Annotated in this window: 13 protein-coding genes; 10 read left to right on the top strand and 3 right to left on the bottom strand. The window is 44.2% G+C overall.

All coding sequences use genetic code 11. The annotated features are described in order from the left end of the window. The first annotated feature begins 3 nt into the window (after positions 1-3). The 8 genes from CIK99_RS11590 (at position 4) to CIK99_RS11555 (ending at position 9,139) form a co-directional block, all read left to right on the top strand. The gene (locus tag CIK99_RS11590) at positions 4-1,257 is read left to right on the top strand and encodes a formylglycine-generating enzyme family protein (protein WP_254047794.1); all 1,254 of its coding nucleotides are present in this window, start codon (positions 4-6) and stop codon (positions 1,255-1,257) included. A gap of 250 nt (positions 1,258-1,507) precedes the next feature. Then, positions 1,508-2,692: a formylglycine-generating enzyme family protein gene (locus CIK99_RS11585; RefSeq protein ID WP_254047793.1), complete on the top strand. Its 1,185-nt coding sequence runs from the start codon at positions 1,508-1,510 to the stop codon at positions 2,690-2,692. A 51-nt stretch (positions 2,693-2,743) separates the two neighbouring features. Further along, complete coding sequence (locus CIK99_RS11580; RefSeq protein WP_094381659.1) at positions 2,744-3,625, top strand: PP2C family serine/threonine-protein phosphatase; 882 nt, start codon at positions 2,744-2,746, stop codon at positions 3,623-3,625. A 149-nt stretch (positions 3,626-3,774) separates the two neighbouring features. Next, positions 3,775-4,632 carry a hypothetical protein gene (locus CIK99_RS11575; RefSeq protein WP_144007988.1) on the top strand — a complete coding sequence of 286 codons (858 nt, stop codon included), beginning with the start codon at positions 3,775-3,777 and terminating at the stop codon, positions 4,630-4,632. 20 nt (positions 4,633-4,652) lie between these two features. Then, positions 4,653-6,242: a tetratricopeptide repeat protein gene (locus CIK99_RS11570; RefSeq protein ID WP_094381657.1), complete on the top strand. Its 1,590-nt coding sequence runs from the start codon at positions 4,653-4,655 to the stop codon at positions 6,240-6,242. A gap of 1 nt (position 6,243) precedes the next feature. Then, entirely contained in the window at positions 6,244-7,347 is a 1,104-nt protein-coding gene (locus CIK99_RS11565) for a hypothetical protein (RefSeq protein ID WP_094381656.1), read from the top strand. 16 nt (positions 7,348-7,363) lie between these two features. Then, positions 7,364-8,122, top strand: a complete 759-nt coding sequence (locus CIK99_RS11560) for a hypothetical protein (protein ID WP_144007987.1) — start codon at positions 7,364-7,366, stop codon at positions 8,120-8,122. 33 nt (positions 8,123-8,155) lie between these two features. Continuing rightward, entirely contained in the window at positions 8,156-9,139 is a 984-nt protein-coding gene (locus CIK99_RS11555; protein WP_094381654.1) for a hypothetical protein, read from the top strand. 854 nt (positions 9,140-9,993) lie between these two features. On the opposite strand, the gene CIK99_RS11550 is transcribed toward CIK99_RS11555, so the two are convergent. Further along, entirely contained in the window at positions 9,994-11,076 is a 1,083-nt protein-coding gene (locus CIK99_RS11550) for a VapE domain-containing protein (RefSeq protein WP_094381653.1), read from the bottom strand. Between the two features lie 353 nt (positions 11,077-11,429). On the opposite strand from CIK99_RS11550, the gene CIK99_RS11545 reads away from it, so the two are divergent. Continuing rightward, entirely contained in the window at positions 11,430-12,065 is a 636-nt protein-coding gene (locus tag CIK99_RS11545) for a hypothetical protein (RefSeq protein WP_144007986.1), read from the top strand. 2 nt (positions 12,066-12,067) lie between these two features. On the opposite strand, the gene CIK99_RS11540 is transcribed toward CIK99_RS11545, so the two are convergent. Then, positions 12,068-14,440, bottom strand: coding sequence for an outer membrane beta-barrel family protein (locus tag CIK99_RS11540; RefSeq protein ID WP_094381651.1), 2,373 nt, complete (start codon positions 14,438-14,440; stop codon positions 12,068-12,070). 296 nt (positions 14,441-14,736) lie between these two features. On the opposite strand from CIK99_RS11540, the gene CIK99_RS11535 reads away from it, so the two are divergent. Beyond that, complete coding sequence (locus CIK99_RS11535; protein ID WP_094381650.1) at positions 14,737-15,375, top strand: DUF4840 domain-containing protein; 639 nt, start codon at positions 14,737-14,739, stop codon at positions 15,373-15,375. A 131-nt stretch (positions 15,376-15,506) separates the two neighbouring features. On the opposite strand, the gene CIK99_RS11530 is transcribed toward CIK99_RS11535, so the two are convergent. Next, a complete protein-coding gene (locus CIK99_RS11530; protein ID WP_094381649.1) occupies positions 15,507-16,952 on the bottom strand; it encodes a TolC family protein in 1,446 nt (481 codons plus the stop codon). Positions 16,953-16,956 lie beyond the last annotated feature (4 nt).

The raw sequence follows: 16,956 nt of genomic DNA, 5'->3' as shown, positions 1-16,956 counted from the left end.
GAAATGAAATATATAATACTTATATTGGAATTCATTTTTTGTGTAACTTTCTCTTTTGCACAAAAACTGGCAGTAGAGTCATTCACCCATGACAAAATGAACCTTGAGGCACGACTTGACAGCGGTCGGACTGACCTTAACGGCAAACTGTGTGCATTGGTTAAGGTTATGGTGTTGGATGACATAGTGAATTGTGAAGGAGGTAATGTTGGCACAATAATCACTAAAGGCACGGTAAAGAAGATTTTCGTCTCTCCGTCTGCGAGATATATCAAGCTGGAGTTTAAGTATCATTATCCTTTAAAGATAACGTTCGAGGACTATGGATATAAGACTCTCACGGAATCTGCGACATACGAAGTGTCTATAGTAGATGCCAATGCAAGTGTTCAACCCTCTAATCAGCAGCAAGTGAATAGTGCTGCACAACAGACACCGCATCAACAAACCACCACACCTCAGCGGTCACAATCCCAACCGGTGCAATATTCAAATGGTTATGGTAATATTTTGCCCATTACGGTCAATGGTGTGACCTTCAATATGATAAAGGTCGAAGGTGGCTCATTCTTTATGGGGGCGACAAAAAAACAACGTAATTCCGATGATGATGAAAAACCTGCCCATCAAGTGACTTTATCAACTTATTATATAGGTGAGACTGAAGTGACCCAAACTTTATGGACAGCTATAATGGGAAATAATCCATCAAACTTCAAGGGTGACAATTTGCCTGTAGAAACAATATCTTGGAATGACTGCCAAAAATTCATAGACAAGTTGAACAACCTTACCGGTAGATATTTCCGTTTGCCAACAGAAGCAGAATGGGAGTATGCCTCTTATGGTGGCAATAAAGGCAATGGCACTCAGTATAGTGGAAGTAATAATATTGATGAAGTAGCATGGTATTGGCAGAATTGTGGAGACAAATATCTATCAGGTGATTGGGATTGGAATAAGATTGAAAAAAACAACTGCAAACCACATCCTGTAAAGACAAAGAAGGCTAACGAGTTGGGTATATATGACATGAGTGGCAACGTATGGGAATGGTGTCAAGACTGGTATGGTAGTTACGAAAGTAATGCACAGACGAATCCGACTGGGCCTGATAGTGGAACTAGACGAGTGACCCGTGGTGGTAGCTGGAACAACTACGCGAGAGGTTGTCGCTCTGCTGTTCGTTACAGCAACTCACCTGAAGGCCGTGATGACTACCTCGGTCTCCGTCTTGCACTCTCCGAGTATCAATAGATGGAGCAACGAGAGTCAAAAAGAACTTGTTCTCATTTGGCAGAGTCGTGAATGAGATAGAGTAGAACTCTACATCCTTCTGAAAAGTGTTCTAAGCAAAATGAGATTCTGTAAGATAATTCAGATGAGGGGCAAGCGGAGCAGCCCCGAATAGAATTATCTTACAGAATCGAATAACAACACCGCCAAAGGCGGTCGAATTATTCACGGCTAATTTACGATTATTTACGTTGATAATACACCTATAATTATGAAATATGTAATACTAGCATTTTCATTCTTCCTTTGTGCATCAATTTCTTTTGCACAACGTTTGGCCGTAGAGTCATTCATCCATGACGAGATGAACCTCGAAGCAAGGCTTGACGGTGGTCGTACAGACTTAAACGGCAAGCCGTGCGCGTTGGTTAAGGTGATGGTACGTGATGATATAGTGGAATGTAAAGGCGGGAATGTCGGTGACGTCACAAGCAAGGGCGTGGTAAAGAAAATCTTTGTGTCACCATCCGCACGGTTTCTTGAACTTGAGTTCAAATATAGTTTCCCATTGAAGGTGACATTTGCAGACTATGGATATTCGAGGTTGACAGAAGGCAGTACATATACAATTACACTGGTTGATGCATATCTTCTGTCTCAACAACCTGTGCAGTCACAAAACCAACCGCAAAGTTCCACTGCCATTGCACAGAATTCAATAAGCCATCAGACATCGTCATTACATTCAATAGCATCAGCCAGTCTGATTCCTATAACCGTTAATGGAGTGTCGTTCAATATGATAAGGGTTGATGGTGGCTCGTTTACAATGGGAGCGACAAAAGAACAACGGAAATCTGAAAAAGATGAAAAACCAGTACATCAAGTATCTTTATCTACTTATTACATAGGTGAAACAGAAGTGACTCAAGCATTATGGAAAGCCGTAATGGGAAATAATCCTTCATTTTTTAAAGGCGATGAATTGCCAGTAGAAACTGTATCCTGGAACGATTGCCAAAAATTCATAGAAAAGTTAAACAGCCTTAGTGGGAGGAATTTCCGTTTGCCGACTGAGGCCGAGTGGGAGTTTGCCGCCCGTGGTGGAAACAAGAGCCGCCATACCCAATATAGCGGAAGCAGCTATATTGATGAGGTGGCATGGTTTAATGGCAATAATGGCAGCGAGCCGCATCCTGTCGCTTCAAAAAAAGCCAATGAGTTGGGAATATATGACATGACGGGCAATGTGTGGGAATGGTGTCAGGATTGGTATGGAAGTTATACTATTGTACCTAAGACGAACCCATTGGGAGCAGCTGTTGGCAGATACCGGGTTTTACGAGGGTGCAGTTTTCTAGACAATGCCAATAACTGTCGCTTATCGGCTCGTAATTTTGATGTGCCAGATATCCGTTGCCGCAACCTTGGTCTCCGCCTTGTCCTGTCAGAGTAGCAACTGTCGGATGTGTGTCAACATACTTGTTTATTATTCATACGCGTCATTATGGAAATCGGAATTTGTATGCCATACGGGTTCAGCCAACAGGGTAGGCGAGAAAGTCAGCAAGACTGCATGTATCCCGAAACGACATCGGAGGAAACTCCGTATTTCGTGATTTGTGATGGAGTAGGCGGAAGACAGAATGGGGAAATTGCGAGTGGACTTGTGTGTGAGGCTTTCTCGCGAATGCTTGATGGACAGTTCCGTCAAGGTGGGTTAATGAATAAAAGCTTATTTGAGCAGATCTTGCAGTATGCATACAGTATGCTATATGACAACAGATGTGCCAGTAAGGAAATGGCAACCACGTTGGCCTTTCTTGCAATATCGAAAGATGGCGTTTTTGTAGCGCATATAGGAGATAGTCGAATTTATCAGGTTAGGCCAGGAAACGGAATCGTATTCGTAACAGAAGACCATTCGGTAGTTAGGTCTTTAATTAAAGAAAAGAAATTATCAGAGGAAGATGCTAAGATACATGCTAAACGGCATACTATTACGAGATGTATAAGGGTTTTGGGTGACAACGAGGAATATGACCAAGCAACAGTTAACATAATAAGGGATGTGAAAAGAGGTGATTTGTTTCTTGTTTGTACTGATGGTGTGTATGGAGAGATAACGGAAGCTGAACTTATTGAAGTACTTTCAGAAAAAGTTAGTCTTGACGCGAAGACAAGAAAACTTGCCGATATGACTCGCCATAGCAACGATAATAACACAGCTTTCCTTATAGAGGTGGATAGTGTGGAAGACTATAATGGATATAAAGGGGAAAACATTTCTTACGAGACGACGTTGCAACATGAAGGTTTGTGCTCAGCCTCTTGGGACATAGTTTCGAAAATAGGGAAATTGTTCAGTCGGTCATTCTTTAGAAAATGAAGAAACGACTTTGTCAGAGAAAGTAGGTGTTTCGTCCGAAAAACGGCAGGTGTAAAACAGAATGTGGAAAAAACGTTGCATACACTTGTTTTTTGTAGTATCTTTGCATCACAAAACAACAAATGTATAACTTTAAAAAAAATATAATTATGGAAACAGAGGTAGTAAAGAACACAAAGGAGAACAGCAAGAACAATGTAGTGAAAAATGCTGTATTGGCAGGAGGTGCAGCTGTTGCTGGTGCTGGTTCAGTGCTCGGTGCTGAGGCAATAATAGGACACGGGGTGATATCTGACCCTGAAAAGGAAGGAAAGGTCGCAGAGACCGACGCTGCAGAACAGGGAGCAACCACCCAGGCAGAATCGGCTGTCGCGCAGGGTTCAACTCCCAACGCCAACAACGACAACCACAATACCCCTGATGAGTCACAGCAAGCTGTCAGCGCCAACAATGACCCTCAGCCACAAGACTCGAGCACGAACAGCAATGAAGGAGTGACTTCGAACATCAATGCCGATGGAGGGAATGGAAATGGTGACTCCGATGGAGGAAACAACAATGGCGGAAATGTCAATGGAGGAGGAACGAGTCAAGGTGATGGAGGTAGCGTAATAGACAACGTCAACCCAAACGATGTGGCTCAGGAGATAATTGAGGGCGACTTTATCGACCCGACGGATAACGATGCTCCAGACCTTGCAATAACTGGAGTTGGAACTATTCAGACTCTTGATGGTCAAGTATTCACCGCAGCCCAAATAGTTGGGGACAATGGCGACAACCTTTATATGGTGGACTTGAACGATGACGACATGTTGGATGTTGTAACTACAGAAGAAGGCTATTTGGTGGATACAGTTGACAGCCCCCTCACGATAGACGACGCTGAGAGTATAATATCCCAGCAAGACCCTAACCAAGGCTATCTTGCCGCAGCTGATGAAACGACGGCAACGCAGGGGCTTGACGCCGACATTATGGACAACATTACAAATCTTGACGCATAACAACTTAAACTGGCATTACGATGAAACATATTATTATAGCATTGGCATTACTTGCCTTTACCCCTTCACTGGCGACAGGACAATCCAAGAAGGTAAGGAAACAGAACACGACTCAGGTGGCAAAAGACACACTGAACATTGACAATCTCAGGAAGAAGGCAGAAGCCGGTGACAGCAATGCGCAGAATACACTCGGTGTTTGCTACTATACCGGGAACAAAGTCGCTAAGGACTACGAAACAGCATTGAAATGGTGGAGCGTGGCTGCAAAAGCGTCGCATGCTGAGGCTATAGCCAACATGGCTCTTTGCTACCAGTTGGGTCATGGCACGAAGAGGGATTCGGTAATGGCTGTAAAACTCTATAAGCAGTCGATAAAAAGAGGCAATAAGGCTTTGGTGACTGAGCGTGAGAACAGACTGAAGGAGAACGTGAACTTGTTCGACGCATGTTTCATGGCCGACATCTTTGAAGAAGGTACTGTGGTGCCGCAAGATTTAAACAAGGCGGTAAAATACCATATAATGGCAGGAAACGCCGGATCGAAGGCTTCTTTCGTCAAGGCGGCAAACATCTATGAAAAGGACAAGAACTATCCTCAGGCTTTCAAGTTGTATGCCCAAGCTGCCAGTTCGGAGGTTGAGGCCTCTTATAAATGCGGCGAGTATCAATATAAAGGGATAGGGACTGCTGTGAACAAGGCAGAGGCGGCAAAGTATCTGAAAGTAGCTGCTAAGCATCAGATACCAAATGCACAAATAATGCTTGGCGATTTATACTTCAAGGGTGAAGGCGTGGAGAAGAGCGTGGAAAAGGCTCTCAAATTGTATAAGTTAGCGGCATTGAAAGACAATCCAGTTGCAATGTGGAATGTGGGCTTGATATACATTGATGGAGCCGACGATGTGAAGGAGGATTTGCAACGTGGACTCTATTGGATGGCAAAAGCCTCTGAAAAAGGCATGAAGCAGAACTTCAACAAGAAGCTCAACGAGGTGAATGGCGGTGAGAATGACGGATGGAAAGATACAGACTTCTATGAATACGTTAAAGGCATGGTGAACCTCTATGGCAATGATAAAAAAGTAGAAGAGGCTTTTGGCATATTTGGCAAGCTTGAAAAGAAGGGTTTGACATTGGGAACGACAATGAAGGCTCTTTGTTTCACAGATAAGGACTGGAAGAAGGCGGACGATAAGAAAGCTGTGAATCTACTTACGAAGGCATCTAATGGGAATGATCCGTCGGCGTGCTACGAACTTGCACTTCGCTATGAGAAGGGTATCGGGGTTAAGGCAGACAAAGATAAAGCATTACGTCTTATACAAAAGGCTGCCGACAAGGGCTATGCCATGGCTTTCTGCCATCTTGGAATGCTTTACAATGAGGGAAAGATGGTTGACAAGAATATAACAAAAGCAATAGAGAATTTCCTTAAGGCCATGCAAGAGGGTTATCTTTCACCTCAAGCAGCGAATATATTGTCACAATGTTACAGTCAGGGACTTGGTGGACTAAGAAAAGACCCAGAAATGGCTAAGGCAGTTTTGACTAAGGCAGTTAAGACAGATCCTGTAATGATTCTTGTTAAGGACTTGAACATAGAATAATATGAAAAGATTTGTATCTTTAGTTCTATTCTTCCTTACGGCTATCTATGGAGTCTGGGGACAAACACAATATGCTTCCAGTCATATAGAGCAAGCCGTAAGGAAGCTCAAAATAGAGAACGTTGACTCTATACCTGTGGGAAACTATGTTATAGAGAAAAACAAACATGAAGTTGTAGTTAGGAAGAGTAAGTGCAATGTCATAGAGCATGTTGGCATCAAACTGTTTTCAGAGGATATGAGGAAGGCAAATCCTTTACCTGTTTATGACTTCTTAGAGTATGCATATCTGGATAAGGAATTTGCCATTACTGATGATAAACTGACATATATTGATGTCAAGTTTACAGAGGGAAGCTGGAAAGACATTAGGCTCGTAACGGACTCTACGGAGTGTATGGTTAAGAATATCGATAGTAAGAAATATTCCGTTGAATGGAAAGTCAAAGGCAAAGGAAACGTGAGCTTGGTGTTCCCTGTAAAATACAGTCTTATTCTTGGCGAGTCAAGAAGAAAGATAGAACAAGATTTCATTGAAAAAGTCTGCAAGTATAAACCGAAGTATAATGCTGACGTTACGCTATCGGATAGTAGTGGCTTGAAGAAAATTGCAGTTGACAGCACTATAGTTTACGAGAGAATTGGTGAGATATATTTGGATCCAGTGATTAATAGCAACACTTACTTTTCCAAACAAGATTCTCTGTTCATTCCGCTGTCTGACAAGTTATTCCCTGAACTGACAGTAAAGAATGCTATTCTTCTAAAAAGTAATGACATTTTAAGGGATTATGATGTGGAGGCTCGTTTCATTCGTATGGAAAACGAAGTGGATGTGAAGTCACTGACGTTAAGACAGTTAGTTGATTTCGCATTGGCAGAAGGTTGCAAGCCGTTTGTGGGCATTTCGGGTATCAAAGACAATATACTAAAGGGAACTCTTTTCTTTTACAACAATGCTTTGGGATACGACCACATAGTGAGTTTCACCGCAGATGTGAGCAAAATAGAGACACATGAAATGGTTTTTAAAGCAAGGGTATATCTCTTTTCACCTACAACGAACGTGAAAGAACTTTTCCTTGACGACAAATTAAAGAAATAAATACTAAGTGGCCGTTATGAGGAATTTTTTGATCATTATATCCCTATTGTTGCTTTTAGCACATCATACAAATGCCCAGGAGCAATGGGATGAGATTAACAACATTAAACTTGCGGGATTATACTACTCGGGAGAGGCATTCGGCGTGGAGAGTGCTGATGTGTATAATTCAGCAATGCTTTCTCTCGTCAATAAGATTAATGCCAAGCAAATAGAGAGAGGTGAAAGTCTTTTCACGGTGGAAATGATTAAAGGAAAAGAGAAGACTATCAAAATAACGAGTGAGGAAGGTGTAAGAATTTTCCTTTATGTCTCAAAAAAAGCGATTAATTTGCTCGCAAGACCAGCAGCTCAAACCATTGCCTCTTCTACATCAAGCGCTAATTCTACTACTGTAAATGCGCAGCCTGAAAAAGAGACAGAATCCCAGGGACATAACACTTCAAGTGCACAAGTGCAAGCGAATTTGGTTTTTACGCCAAACATTATTCCTGGTAATAGACAGAGTTTGATTACCAGGCTAAAGAGTGCAGAGGTGTATTCTAACGTTGAATGGATACTAAAACAAGCCAAATATGATGATGATTCTCTGGTATATGGTAAGGCAAGCTCCGTAGGTAAAACAGATGATTGTTATATGATTATAATCAACAAAAACATGTATGTGGAGGCAATATTGTCCACCAAAGTTAACGGTGTAAGGACAAATCTTAAAACAAAACAGCAACAGGAGAAAGGTGATTTCCCGAATTGCGCAGCCATATATTTTAGATAAGAATTAACAAACAGTTATTATAAATTCAAAAAAATGAAAAGACTTATTATAGCAATCTTATGCTTAGCATTGGCAAATACCCTGTTTGCACAGGTGGTTTTCAAATTTGAAGATGGTATATACGATTCTGCGCTAAAAGCTAAGGTGGAGAGGAATGTGAGTAACCTCCTATCAGAGATAAATAATGCCCAACAAAGAAATGACTCCATTCTGAACTTAAGAAATGTGACGATGGAGAATTTTGCCCGTCAGGGATTACAAAATCTATGGAAGACTCTTCCTTTTCGTTGCGTTTCCAAAATGAATGTACAGTCTTGTCTGAAAGACGCGACAGAATATGAGATCAGACAGATTCCCGTACGTGTTGTCCCTAAGGATGATAGTTACAGAGGTCTGCTCCAGAAGGAACTGACAATCAGTTTTAATAGGGATGGTGTCATTACTGGCGTAAGAATGTCTTTAGATAACAATTCGTATCAGTCTCTTCTTATGGGTGATGCCAAAAGGATTGATGATATAGAGGAACGCCGTACTATTCTTAAGTTTGTGGAGGACTTTAGAAGTTTTTATGTTGAGAAGAACCTAAATGCTATTTATAATATCTTTGACGAGAATGCCTTGATTATCACAGGACGTGTGATTACTCCTAATAATGTGAATTCTGCAGAGATTAGTGATCAAAGAAAGAGGGTGATATATACCAAGCAAAATAGGGAAGAGTATAAAAAGAATCTTAGTAGGATTTTTAAGAATAATAGATATATCCATGTTGATTTCTCCAATATTGAGATTATGAGACATGGTTCAAGAGAAGGATTCTATGGCGTACGATTAAGACAAAGATGGGATAGCCAAAAATATACCGGAGGCAATTACAACGACGATGGTTATCTTTTCTTGCTTTGGGATTTCAGAAATAAGGAACAACCCAAGATTCACGTCAGGTCGTGGTCGCCAGCTATTAAAATCAAGAGTGACGACGATTTGCTATCTCCTGAAGATTTTGGACTGAATTGATAACAGGGAAGGACAGGAGACAGGTCAAGAAAGATAGGGTCGAGTAGAGCGATGGAGTTTCACCCTCACCCTCTCACAGAACCGTGCGTGAAAGTCTCCCCTCACACGGCTCTTCACACTCTATGCTTTGTGCATATGCTTCTTTCATCATATCCTCCTCTTTGTTTAAGAGTTGTATAATTTCAGTTGCTTGAGTGTGTCACCCCCTTCGCTCCATGTCCATTACAGACAATTCAACGCTACTACGGGGTAATCCGCCACAGAAGCGGACTTCGGTACGTTTCTGCCTTGTTCGTCACTTTCGGCATTTCCCTTGGCATTCCGACTTCTGCTTCCCACGTTCCGCCAACAAGCCTATATCACTGTCCTGCCACCTCTATGCCGCATGCCGCAATGCCATAGACAGATTATTGCATTGCTTGTCGCCAGAACTGTCCGACTCTGACTTTTGACATAACTTGAAACACGATTAACGACACCTCATCGAATGGTTCACTTGCGTTCAGCTCAGTAATACTGCAGTGAACCCAAAAAGTTGGACGGGTTAATTACTGTGAGTCTGTTCGAATGCCTTTCTGTATAAAACAGGTGAAATACAAAACGATTCATTGATGTGTATTTCTTTGCATACAGCAACTCAGACTTCATTATTCCAAAGAATCAGACATACCAACGGGATAACCTTAGCTCCATCTGGGCGAGTATAGGCCATGCTTCCTCTTGTCATGACAATGGGTAGGTCGGGCTCTCGCAAAGGTAATATTTTTTTGAATCTACTAAGGTATTCGGTATTTTTGTGGCAATTTAACCTTTATTTTTGCGCTATTTCATTCGGTATTCTTGCGCTATTTTGGTCAGTGTATTTGCTTCACAAGATATACGGTGCCCAGATTGGTGCGTTTGTGAACAATACCGTCGAGGTTGGTGAGAAACTGACCGAACTTCGTGACGGCTGATATTCCCAATGACGAACCTGCCACTTGCTTGATGCGATGGAAGATGTCGGCAGCCGACATGTATTCACCCTCACTCGGGTCTTGGCACACCTCGAAGCACAGACGGAAATATTGCTCGGCAGGCGAGAGAAGCTGATATTTCCTGTTGTGGGCAATCAGTTCGGCTGTTTCCTGCTGGTCAAACCAGTAGCGCTCGCCCTTGTATATGGCATCCATCGCCTGGGCATAGAGTTGGTCGTAGTTGATGCGTGTCGTGACATCTATTGGTGCGGTGAGTTCCACACCTATGAAACGCCGGCTTCCCGACGGGTCGGCAAGTATGTCGGTCATATTAGTGGTGGCGATAAACGAGGCGCGCCTCGGCAGTGTCTCTATCGATCGGGCATAGGGCAGTTTCACCTTCACCGATGGCAGTTGCATGATGTTCTTGAGGAATCCCTGCTGTATGCGTGGCGCAATGGAATTGAACTCGTCGAGGTTGATGAGAAGCGACTGTGCCATGGCTATCAGTGTGGCTTTCTTTTCCGCCACGTCGAGATTGTCGATGAAAGTCTGCTTGAACTGCGGAGGCAACAGGCTGCGGCAGAATGTCGATTTGTTGTAGCCTTGGCGGGAGATGAGCAGCGGAGCCACACTGTTGCCATAGCGGCGGTTGTGTTCGAGCCATTGCGCCACCATGCCTATAAACCACTTGCGGAACCACTGTTTCCAGTGAGGGCAGTCGGTGGGCACGCAGTCGGCAAGTCGGCCAATATGGTCGTTGCCGTCCCATTTGTCCTTCAGGTCGTAGAGATAGTCTTGCACGGGGTCGTAAATCATGATTTTCTGTGAGTGAAGATAGCGGTTGAAGTCCTTGTCCCATACATTCAGTCCTCTGCTCTGCAGGTCGAGTAGGATAGAGTTAAACCGTTGTGCGTCGAGCGGCAACCACCCGTAGTTGGGCTTTGCCAGTATCTTCATCTCGGGCACGCACTCCAGCATGTTGTATCTGAATTCATAGAGAGAGCAATAAGTACTACAAAGGCGCTATCTGTTAAATAGTGGTAAATGTATAAAAACAGTCGTATAGATGTTTGCATAATACTCTGTTTTAATGTATCTTTGCACCGTGTTTGGTTTATATTCCGCATTGCGGAACATACGTTCACCACTGCGGAATGTACATTCCCCACTGCGGAACGTAGATACCGCACTGCGGAACATAACACGAATACCTGTTCTATGGAAATGTAAACAGGCAATGCGAAAGAATTACAACAGTATATTATTAGACAATGACTATAGGTATCATAAACATATAACAATAAGTATCATAATCAAATAACAACAGGAATATGGCAAAGTATTTACTACAGGAAATGAATGACGTGAGGAATACCGGCAAGAGGGCGGTATATCCGAAGATGGTGATAAACCAGACTCTTGGAACAGAGGAGTTTATCGACGTGTTGCACGATCGTCTGCGCACAGTGGATAAGGGAGTGCTGAGGGGAGTGATAAGCGGTATTGCCGACTCGCTGGTCAGTTTGCTGTCAAAGGGCAACAATGTGACTCTCGACGAAATCGGCACTTTCTCAATGTCGCTGAAGTTTCTCGATGACAAACCTACGGAGATTCAGGAGGAAGATGATCAGATGCTCTACAGGCGAGTGGGAGTGAAGGATCTTAACTTCAAGATATCCCCCAAACTGATACGTGATCTTCAGATGAACACAAGGTTTGAACGTATGATGTCCGGGGCGAGAGAACTAAAGAAGAACCTCTACACCTTAGAGCAGCGCATTGAGAATGCCCTTGCAATCATTGATGAGAAAGGACACATCACCCTCGGCGAATATGCCAAGGTGAATAATCTATCCCGCACCACTGCATCCAAGGAACTTGCCAAAATCACTGCCGACCCCACCATGCCTATTGACTACACTGGTCAAGCTTCACACAAGATATGGATAAGGCGCAAGGGTGAGTAAGACTACATTCTGCTCTTTGCATCAGCTCCCGCTCCAGTACCTTTATACTTGCTGTTTGCCGTATTGAAACGATATGAGAGGCGAAGCTGGATGCTTGGAGAATAGTAATCATTGTTCTGGTTGTGGATGAAGTTGCCATAGTCGGTGCATACGTGTTCCTTTGTCTTGTTAAGGATGTCATTCCATGCAAGACGGACGTTGAGTGCATCGTGCTTGAGAAACGACTTGCTGACTGCAAGATTTAGACCGTGTTTCGGTTTGGTAAACTTATACATCACGTAGTCAAAGGGCGACATGTATTGATAGTCAAGATCTATCAGCCATCCCTGCTTCAACTTGAATGTGTTGTTTGCCTGAACAAAGAACATAGGGTCGTTGCGTTTAACTACACGCATACCTGTTGATTCACGCGGGTCAATAACGGTAGTTTCAAAATATTGCTTCTCCATACCTACAGTATAGCGTGGATTCCATATGCCAACGGTGGGTGATGCATTGAGATAGATGTTGAGTTTGCGGACCGTCTCTTTTGCGTTGGAATACTTTACCATAGCAGTGCAGTCATCGTCGTATGGATAGCCGAGTTGGTAGATGGCATTGTCAACCACTTCGTATGCTCCGGTAAGAGTGAGCCATCGCCAGTTGGCATTAAGCGAGAGGGTGTTCTGTATCTCGTTAAGAAGCGTAGGGTCGCCCGTCTGATACAAGAACCTGTTGTTGTACTGCATCTCTGTACTTAGCTGGTCATATCGTGGTCGCTTGATTTTTGTGGTATATCCAATGTTTACACCTACAGGGCCAATCTTGGTTGAGGCGTTGAATGAAGGAAACCAGTTATTGTGTGTTCTGCTGATATTATCCTTCGGGCTACATTCGTTGGTGTATTCGAAGTCAACATGCTCGAATCGTAAGCCAGCCACCAACTGAACATGTTTGAAAGGTATGGCATATTCAGCAAAGCCAGAGATGTTGTTCTCGGCAATCTTAGCTTTCGACGAAGGAATCTCCGTCTTGGTAGAATTGTATTTCTGCTTTGCGCTTACGTATGTCTCCTCTGTTCCGATCTTAAACTGACCTTTCCAGATGGGGTAGGAGAGTACAAGTTTTCCTGCGCCCATTCGTGCTACTCCATCGGATAAGTTCTCAATGAAGGCAGGGTCGTTCTGACTGCTTTCGTTCACGTTTGTTTCCTTTTTGTAGCCTGAGTCGCTGAAATCCGCATTGAAGTTCACATGCAGTTTATTGATATTCCCGTCGTAGTATATATTGCCCGTAAAGGTGTGAGAAGAAGGTGTGGTAGTATGGGATGCGGAATGTACAATGTCAATCAGCTTGTCGTTTGCATATACATTGTCCTCAAAGACGATATCCTGATTACCAAACAGCATTTCGCCATAGTTCATCTTCATTCCAAGAGAATGGTTCTCATTGATTTGCCAGTTCAATCCGAGATCGCCGCTTATTCCGCTATTGTGACCAATGCAAGCGAAAGGACCTTCCATCAGGTTATGCTTCACGCTTCCATCTGGCATCTTGACGAAAGTGTTACCGCTCATATGGTCGCTTACCTGATAGCTGTGCTGATTGTAATAGACAAGTTTTCCTATGATATCCCAACCGCCAGTGCGATAGTTGAGGTCGAGAACCGACCATGATGGGTCGAAATCATGATTGTCGTATATGCGTTGCTGTGCCTGACTTGTAAGTGCATAGCTGAAGCCGTCGCCCTGTCGCTTTACGGTGCGTATGCGCACTACACAGCGCACCTCGCCTCCATATTCGGCACCAGGATTGCTTACCACATCTATCGACTTGATGTCTTCCGACATGAGGTTGCGGAGCTCAGAGTCGTCGGTCACCTTTCTTCCATTTATATAATAGTCAGGTGTGCCACGTCCTATTACTTCCAGATTTCCATTCTTGGTTATCATTCCAGGGACTTTTGCAAGCACCTCAAGCGAGTTGCCTGCATGCTCAAGTATCGAACCGGCTATTGTTGTGACGACTGCATCTCCAAGGAGCTTTGTCTTCGGACGAGTCTTGCTGACAACGATTTCATTCAGCAAGCCAGCTTCAATCTGCATCTTGATTGTCTGTGATGTAGTGAATGCAGAAACTGGCATGTTCTTCGTTCTATATCCTATGGATGATATTTGTATGAAGTCACCAGCATTCTTCCTTTCGATGCAGAACTGTCCCTTTGCGTCAGTAATGCATCCTGCCACGATGACAGAGTCTGGAAGAGAACGGAGTGAAATTGTGGCAAACTCCATCGGTTGTCCATTCTCGTCTGTTACTATTCCAATAAGACTCTGTGCATTCAATTGGAATATTGTTGCCAATAAAACAATGATAGTTGTTGTTACTCTTTTCATAATTATTAATTTGGTTATTTGCCTATTTGACGTAACAACTTAATGTTTAGTTGCAAGGTCTCGCTTTTTCCCCCTTTTGTCTTACTTTAAGCGCCATGTCAAACCTCTTTTCCCTCATTTTTTACAGAAACGCCGTGAAAGGGAGGATTGTTATCGTTAGCTACTTCTGCTCGTTGCCCCTATAGGCAAATGCATTGTTAGGTTTTATTAACACAATATGGAGCAAGGTTTGCACTCGGCAGCTGTTTATGAGAGTGAAAAACACAGTAAGTATTATAATCATTTAAAAAAAAACCATGAAAAAAAAGATTCAAACGGCGAAAGCATTCACAATGTTATTATTTTTAGGGTGTACAATCAGCCTCGCTTCCTGCAGCGACGACGATGATGACGTAACAGTTCCTACAGAGATTACCACACAGACCATGTATGGCGACTACAAAGGAAGAATGGCAACGTCAACAATCGTGGCTTCCGAAGGAGAAGAGACTCCTGCCGGAGTGGAAGTAAGCGCGAAGGTAGACAACGACACGGTGACCGTGGAAAAGTTCCCAATTAAGGACATCGTCATGTCAATTATCAACGATGAGGAAGCAGCTGACAACATCGTGGAGGCAGTGGGCGACATCAACTACAAAATCGGCTACAAACCAGCACTCACTTCTGCAAAAGACAGCATACTGATTGTTCTTGATCCAGAACCGTTAAAGCTGACCCTTACCATACCTGCACAGTCTGAAAGCGACGTTGACCAGACCCTTATTATTGAGACGGAGGTCGATGCAGGAGAAAATGCGGCATACAGCGTTGCTGACAAGAAACTTAAGTTCAGCATAACAGCCAGAAAAGTGTTCATAGGTGAAGGAGAGAAACAGGTAGAACAGCCTGGTTTCACTCCCGCCACGTTCAGCTTCGACTTGGAGAAGACAAAATGACGCTAATACCATAATGAAACACACACATAATTAGTAAAAATCAACAAAGGCACGCTGAATCTCTTCAGCATGCCTTTATTTTTTCCTCGACCAACTCTCATTCCTAAGTGAGAAAGATAAGGCGGCAAGGATTATTTCCCTGCCGCCTTGCGCCATTTACCAAGGGCGACAATCAATTGAGTGCGGGCATCTATTTCGTCGGCAAGTGCCGACTGCCATAACGACTGCGCCTCTAAATGGTCGCTGAGTGTCTCCATGCCCGAATCGTATGCGCTGCGCGAAAGACGGAGATTCTCGGTGGCTTGTTCCACCGACAGTCGGGCTATTTCGAGTGCAGTGAGTTGTTCGCAAAGCGTATTTCGGGCTTGGGCGAGTTCGAGTGTCATTTTCTCACGTTTGTCAGCCAGTTCTATTTCCGCCATACGTACAGACGACTTGGCAGAACGTATCTTGCCCCTGCGCTCGCCGAAATGGAAAATGGGCATAGAGAACGTGACACCGACACAACCTGAGAACTGGTCGATGAGCGTGCGGTCATACATTCGCTGGGTGCCGGCAAGCGAACTGGTGGCATCGACCGTCACCTTACCGCCATTGGTGTATCCGCCCGAGGCAAATGCCGCCAGATGGGGCAGATAGTCGGATCGGGTGAGGCGCAGCTGCTGACGGGCAAGCTCTGCCTTCTCGTTGAGGATGGCATACTCTGGTCGGGAGAGCACCTGAAGACTGTCGTCGGAGGCAGACATGACTTCCTCCACCAAGGCTGAAGTGATGTCGGGACGGGCAATGAGCAGAGGCGACGACAAGGGCAGGCCTATGACCTGACACAGATTCATGCGGGCAAGGTCGTAGGCATTATTGGCACGAGTGACAGACAGTTGGGCTTGGTTGAGTTTCACCTGCACCTTCATCAGATCGTTGCGGGTGCGCATGCCATGGCGCACTGCCGACTCCACCGTTTTCAGCAGTTCCTGAAGAAGATGCCGGTATGACTTTGCCACATCGACCATCTCGCTTGCCTTCACTGCAAGAGCGTATGCCTCCTCCACGCTGACAATCACCTCGCTCTCTGTCATACGTATATTCTCGTCTGATATGCGTTGTCCGATTTTCGTCATCGTATATCCTGCGTCAATCTTCCCGCCCATATATATGGGTTGCACAAGCGAGAGCGAGGCATTGAAAAGGTTGGGCATCTTATACTTCACGGTCATTGCCGGAAATTCCGCATATTGCGACAGTCCAGTCACATTGCCGGAGGCATCGGTAAGCACAGAAGGCAGGAACTGCCCCATCTGCGAGTTGTATGAATAAATGGGAAGAGGGGCGGAAGGCATCCCGATACTGCCCGATGTGGTGTTGAGAAGGTCGAAGGCCTGGAAGTCAAGCTTGGGCAGGAAGTTTGCTTTCATTGCCATCACTTCGTAGCCCGATTTTTCCCTCTGCTCACGGGCTTGTTGCAGTTGGCGGTTATGCTCCACTGCCATTGCCCTGCATTGGTCGATGGTCAGTGAGTCTTGGGCTGTGGCACTGAGTTGCATGCCTATGCCAATCATTATGTATATCAGTCTTTTCATGTTT

Source organism: Prevotella sp. P5-92 (assembly GCF_002251245.1).
Classification (GTDB): Bacteria; Bacteroidota; Bacteroidia; order Bacteroidales; family Bacteroidaceae; genus Prevotella.
This window is presented reverse-complemented; position numbering and strand designations above follow the sequence as displayed.

Coding starts and splice junctions, on each gene's coding strand:
- CIK99_RS11590 (WP_254047794.1), top strand. CDS start 4: ATGAAATATATAATACTTATATTGGAATTCATTTTTTGTGTAACTTTC.
- CIK99_RS11585 (WP_254047793.1), top strand. CDS start 1,508: ATGAAATATGTAATACTAGCATTTTCATTCTTCCTTTGTGCATCAATT.
- CIK99_RS11580 (WP_094381659.1), top strand. CDS start 2,744: ATGGAAATCGGAATTTGTATGCCATACGGGTTCAGCCAACAGGGTAGG.
- CIK99_RS11575 (WP_144007988.1), top strand. CDS start 3,775: ATGGAAACAGAGGTAGTAAAGAACACAAAGGAGAACAGCAAGAACAAT.
- CIK99_RS11570 (WP_094381657.1), top strand. CDS start 4,653: ATGAAACATATTATTATAGCATTGGCATTACTTGCCTTTACCCCTTCA.
- CIK99_RS11565 (WP_094381656.1), top strand. CDS start 6,244: ATGAAAAGATTTGTATCTTTAGTTCTATTCTTCCTTACGGCTATCTAT.
- CIK99_RS11560 (WP_144007987.1), top strand. CDS start 7,364: ATGAGGAATTTTTTGATCATTATATCCCTATTGTTGCTTTTAGCACAT.
- CIK99_RS11555 (WP_094381654.1), top strand. CDS start 8,156: ATGAAAAGACTTATTATAGCAATCTTATGCTTAGCATTGGCAAATACC.
- CIK99_RS11550 (WP_094381653.1), bottom strand. CDS start 11,076: ATGCTGGAGTGCGTGCCCGAGATGAAGATACTGGCAAAGCCCAACTAC.
- CIK99_RS11545 (WP_144007986.1), top strand. CDS start 11,430: ATGGCAAAGTATTTACTACAGGAAATGAATGACGTGAGGAATACCGGC.
- CIK99_RS11540 (WP_094381651.1), bottom strand. CDS start 14,440: ATGAAAAGAGTAACAACAACTATCATTGTTTTATTGGCAACAATATTC.
- CIK99_RS11535 (WP_094381650.1), top strand. CDS start 14,737: ATGAAAAAAAAGATTCAAACGGCGAAAGCATTCACAATGTTATTATTT.
- CIK99_RS11530 (WP_094381649.1), bottom strand. CDS start 16,952: ATGAAAAGACTGATATACATAATGATTGGCATAGGCATGCAACTCAGT.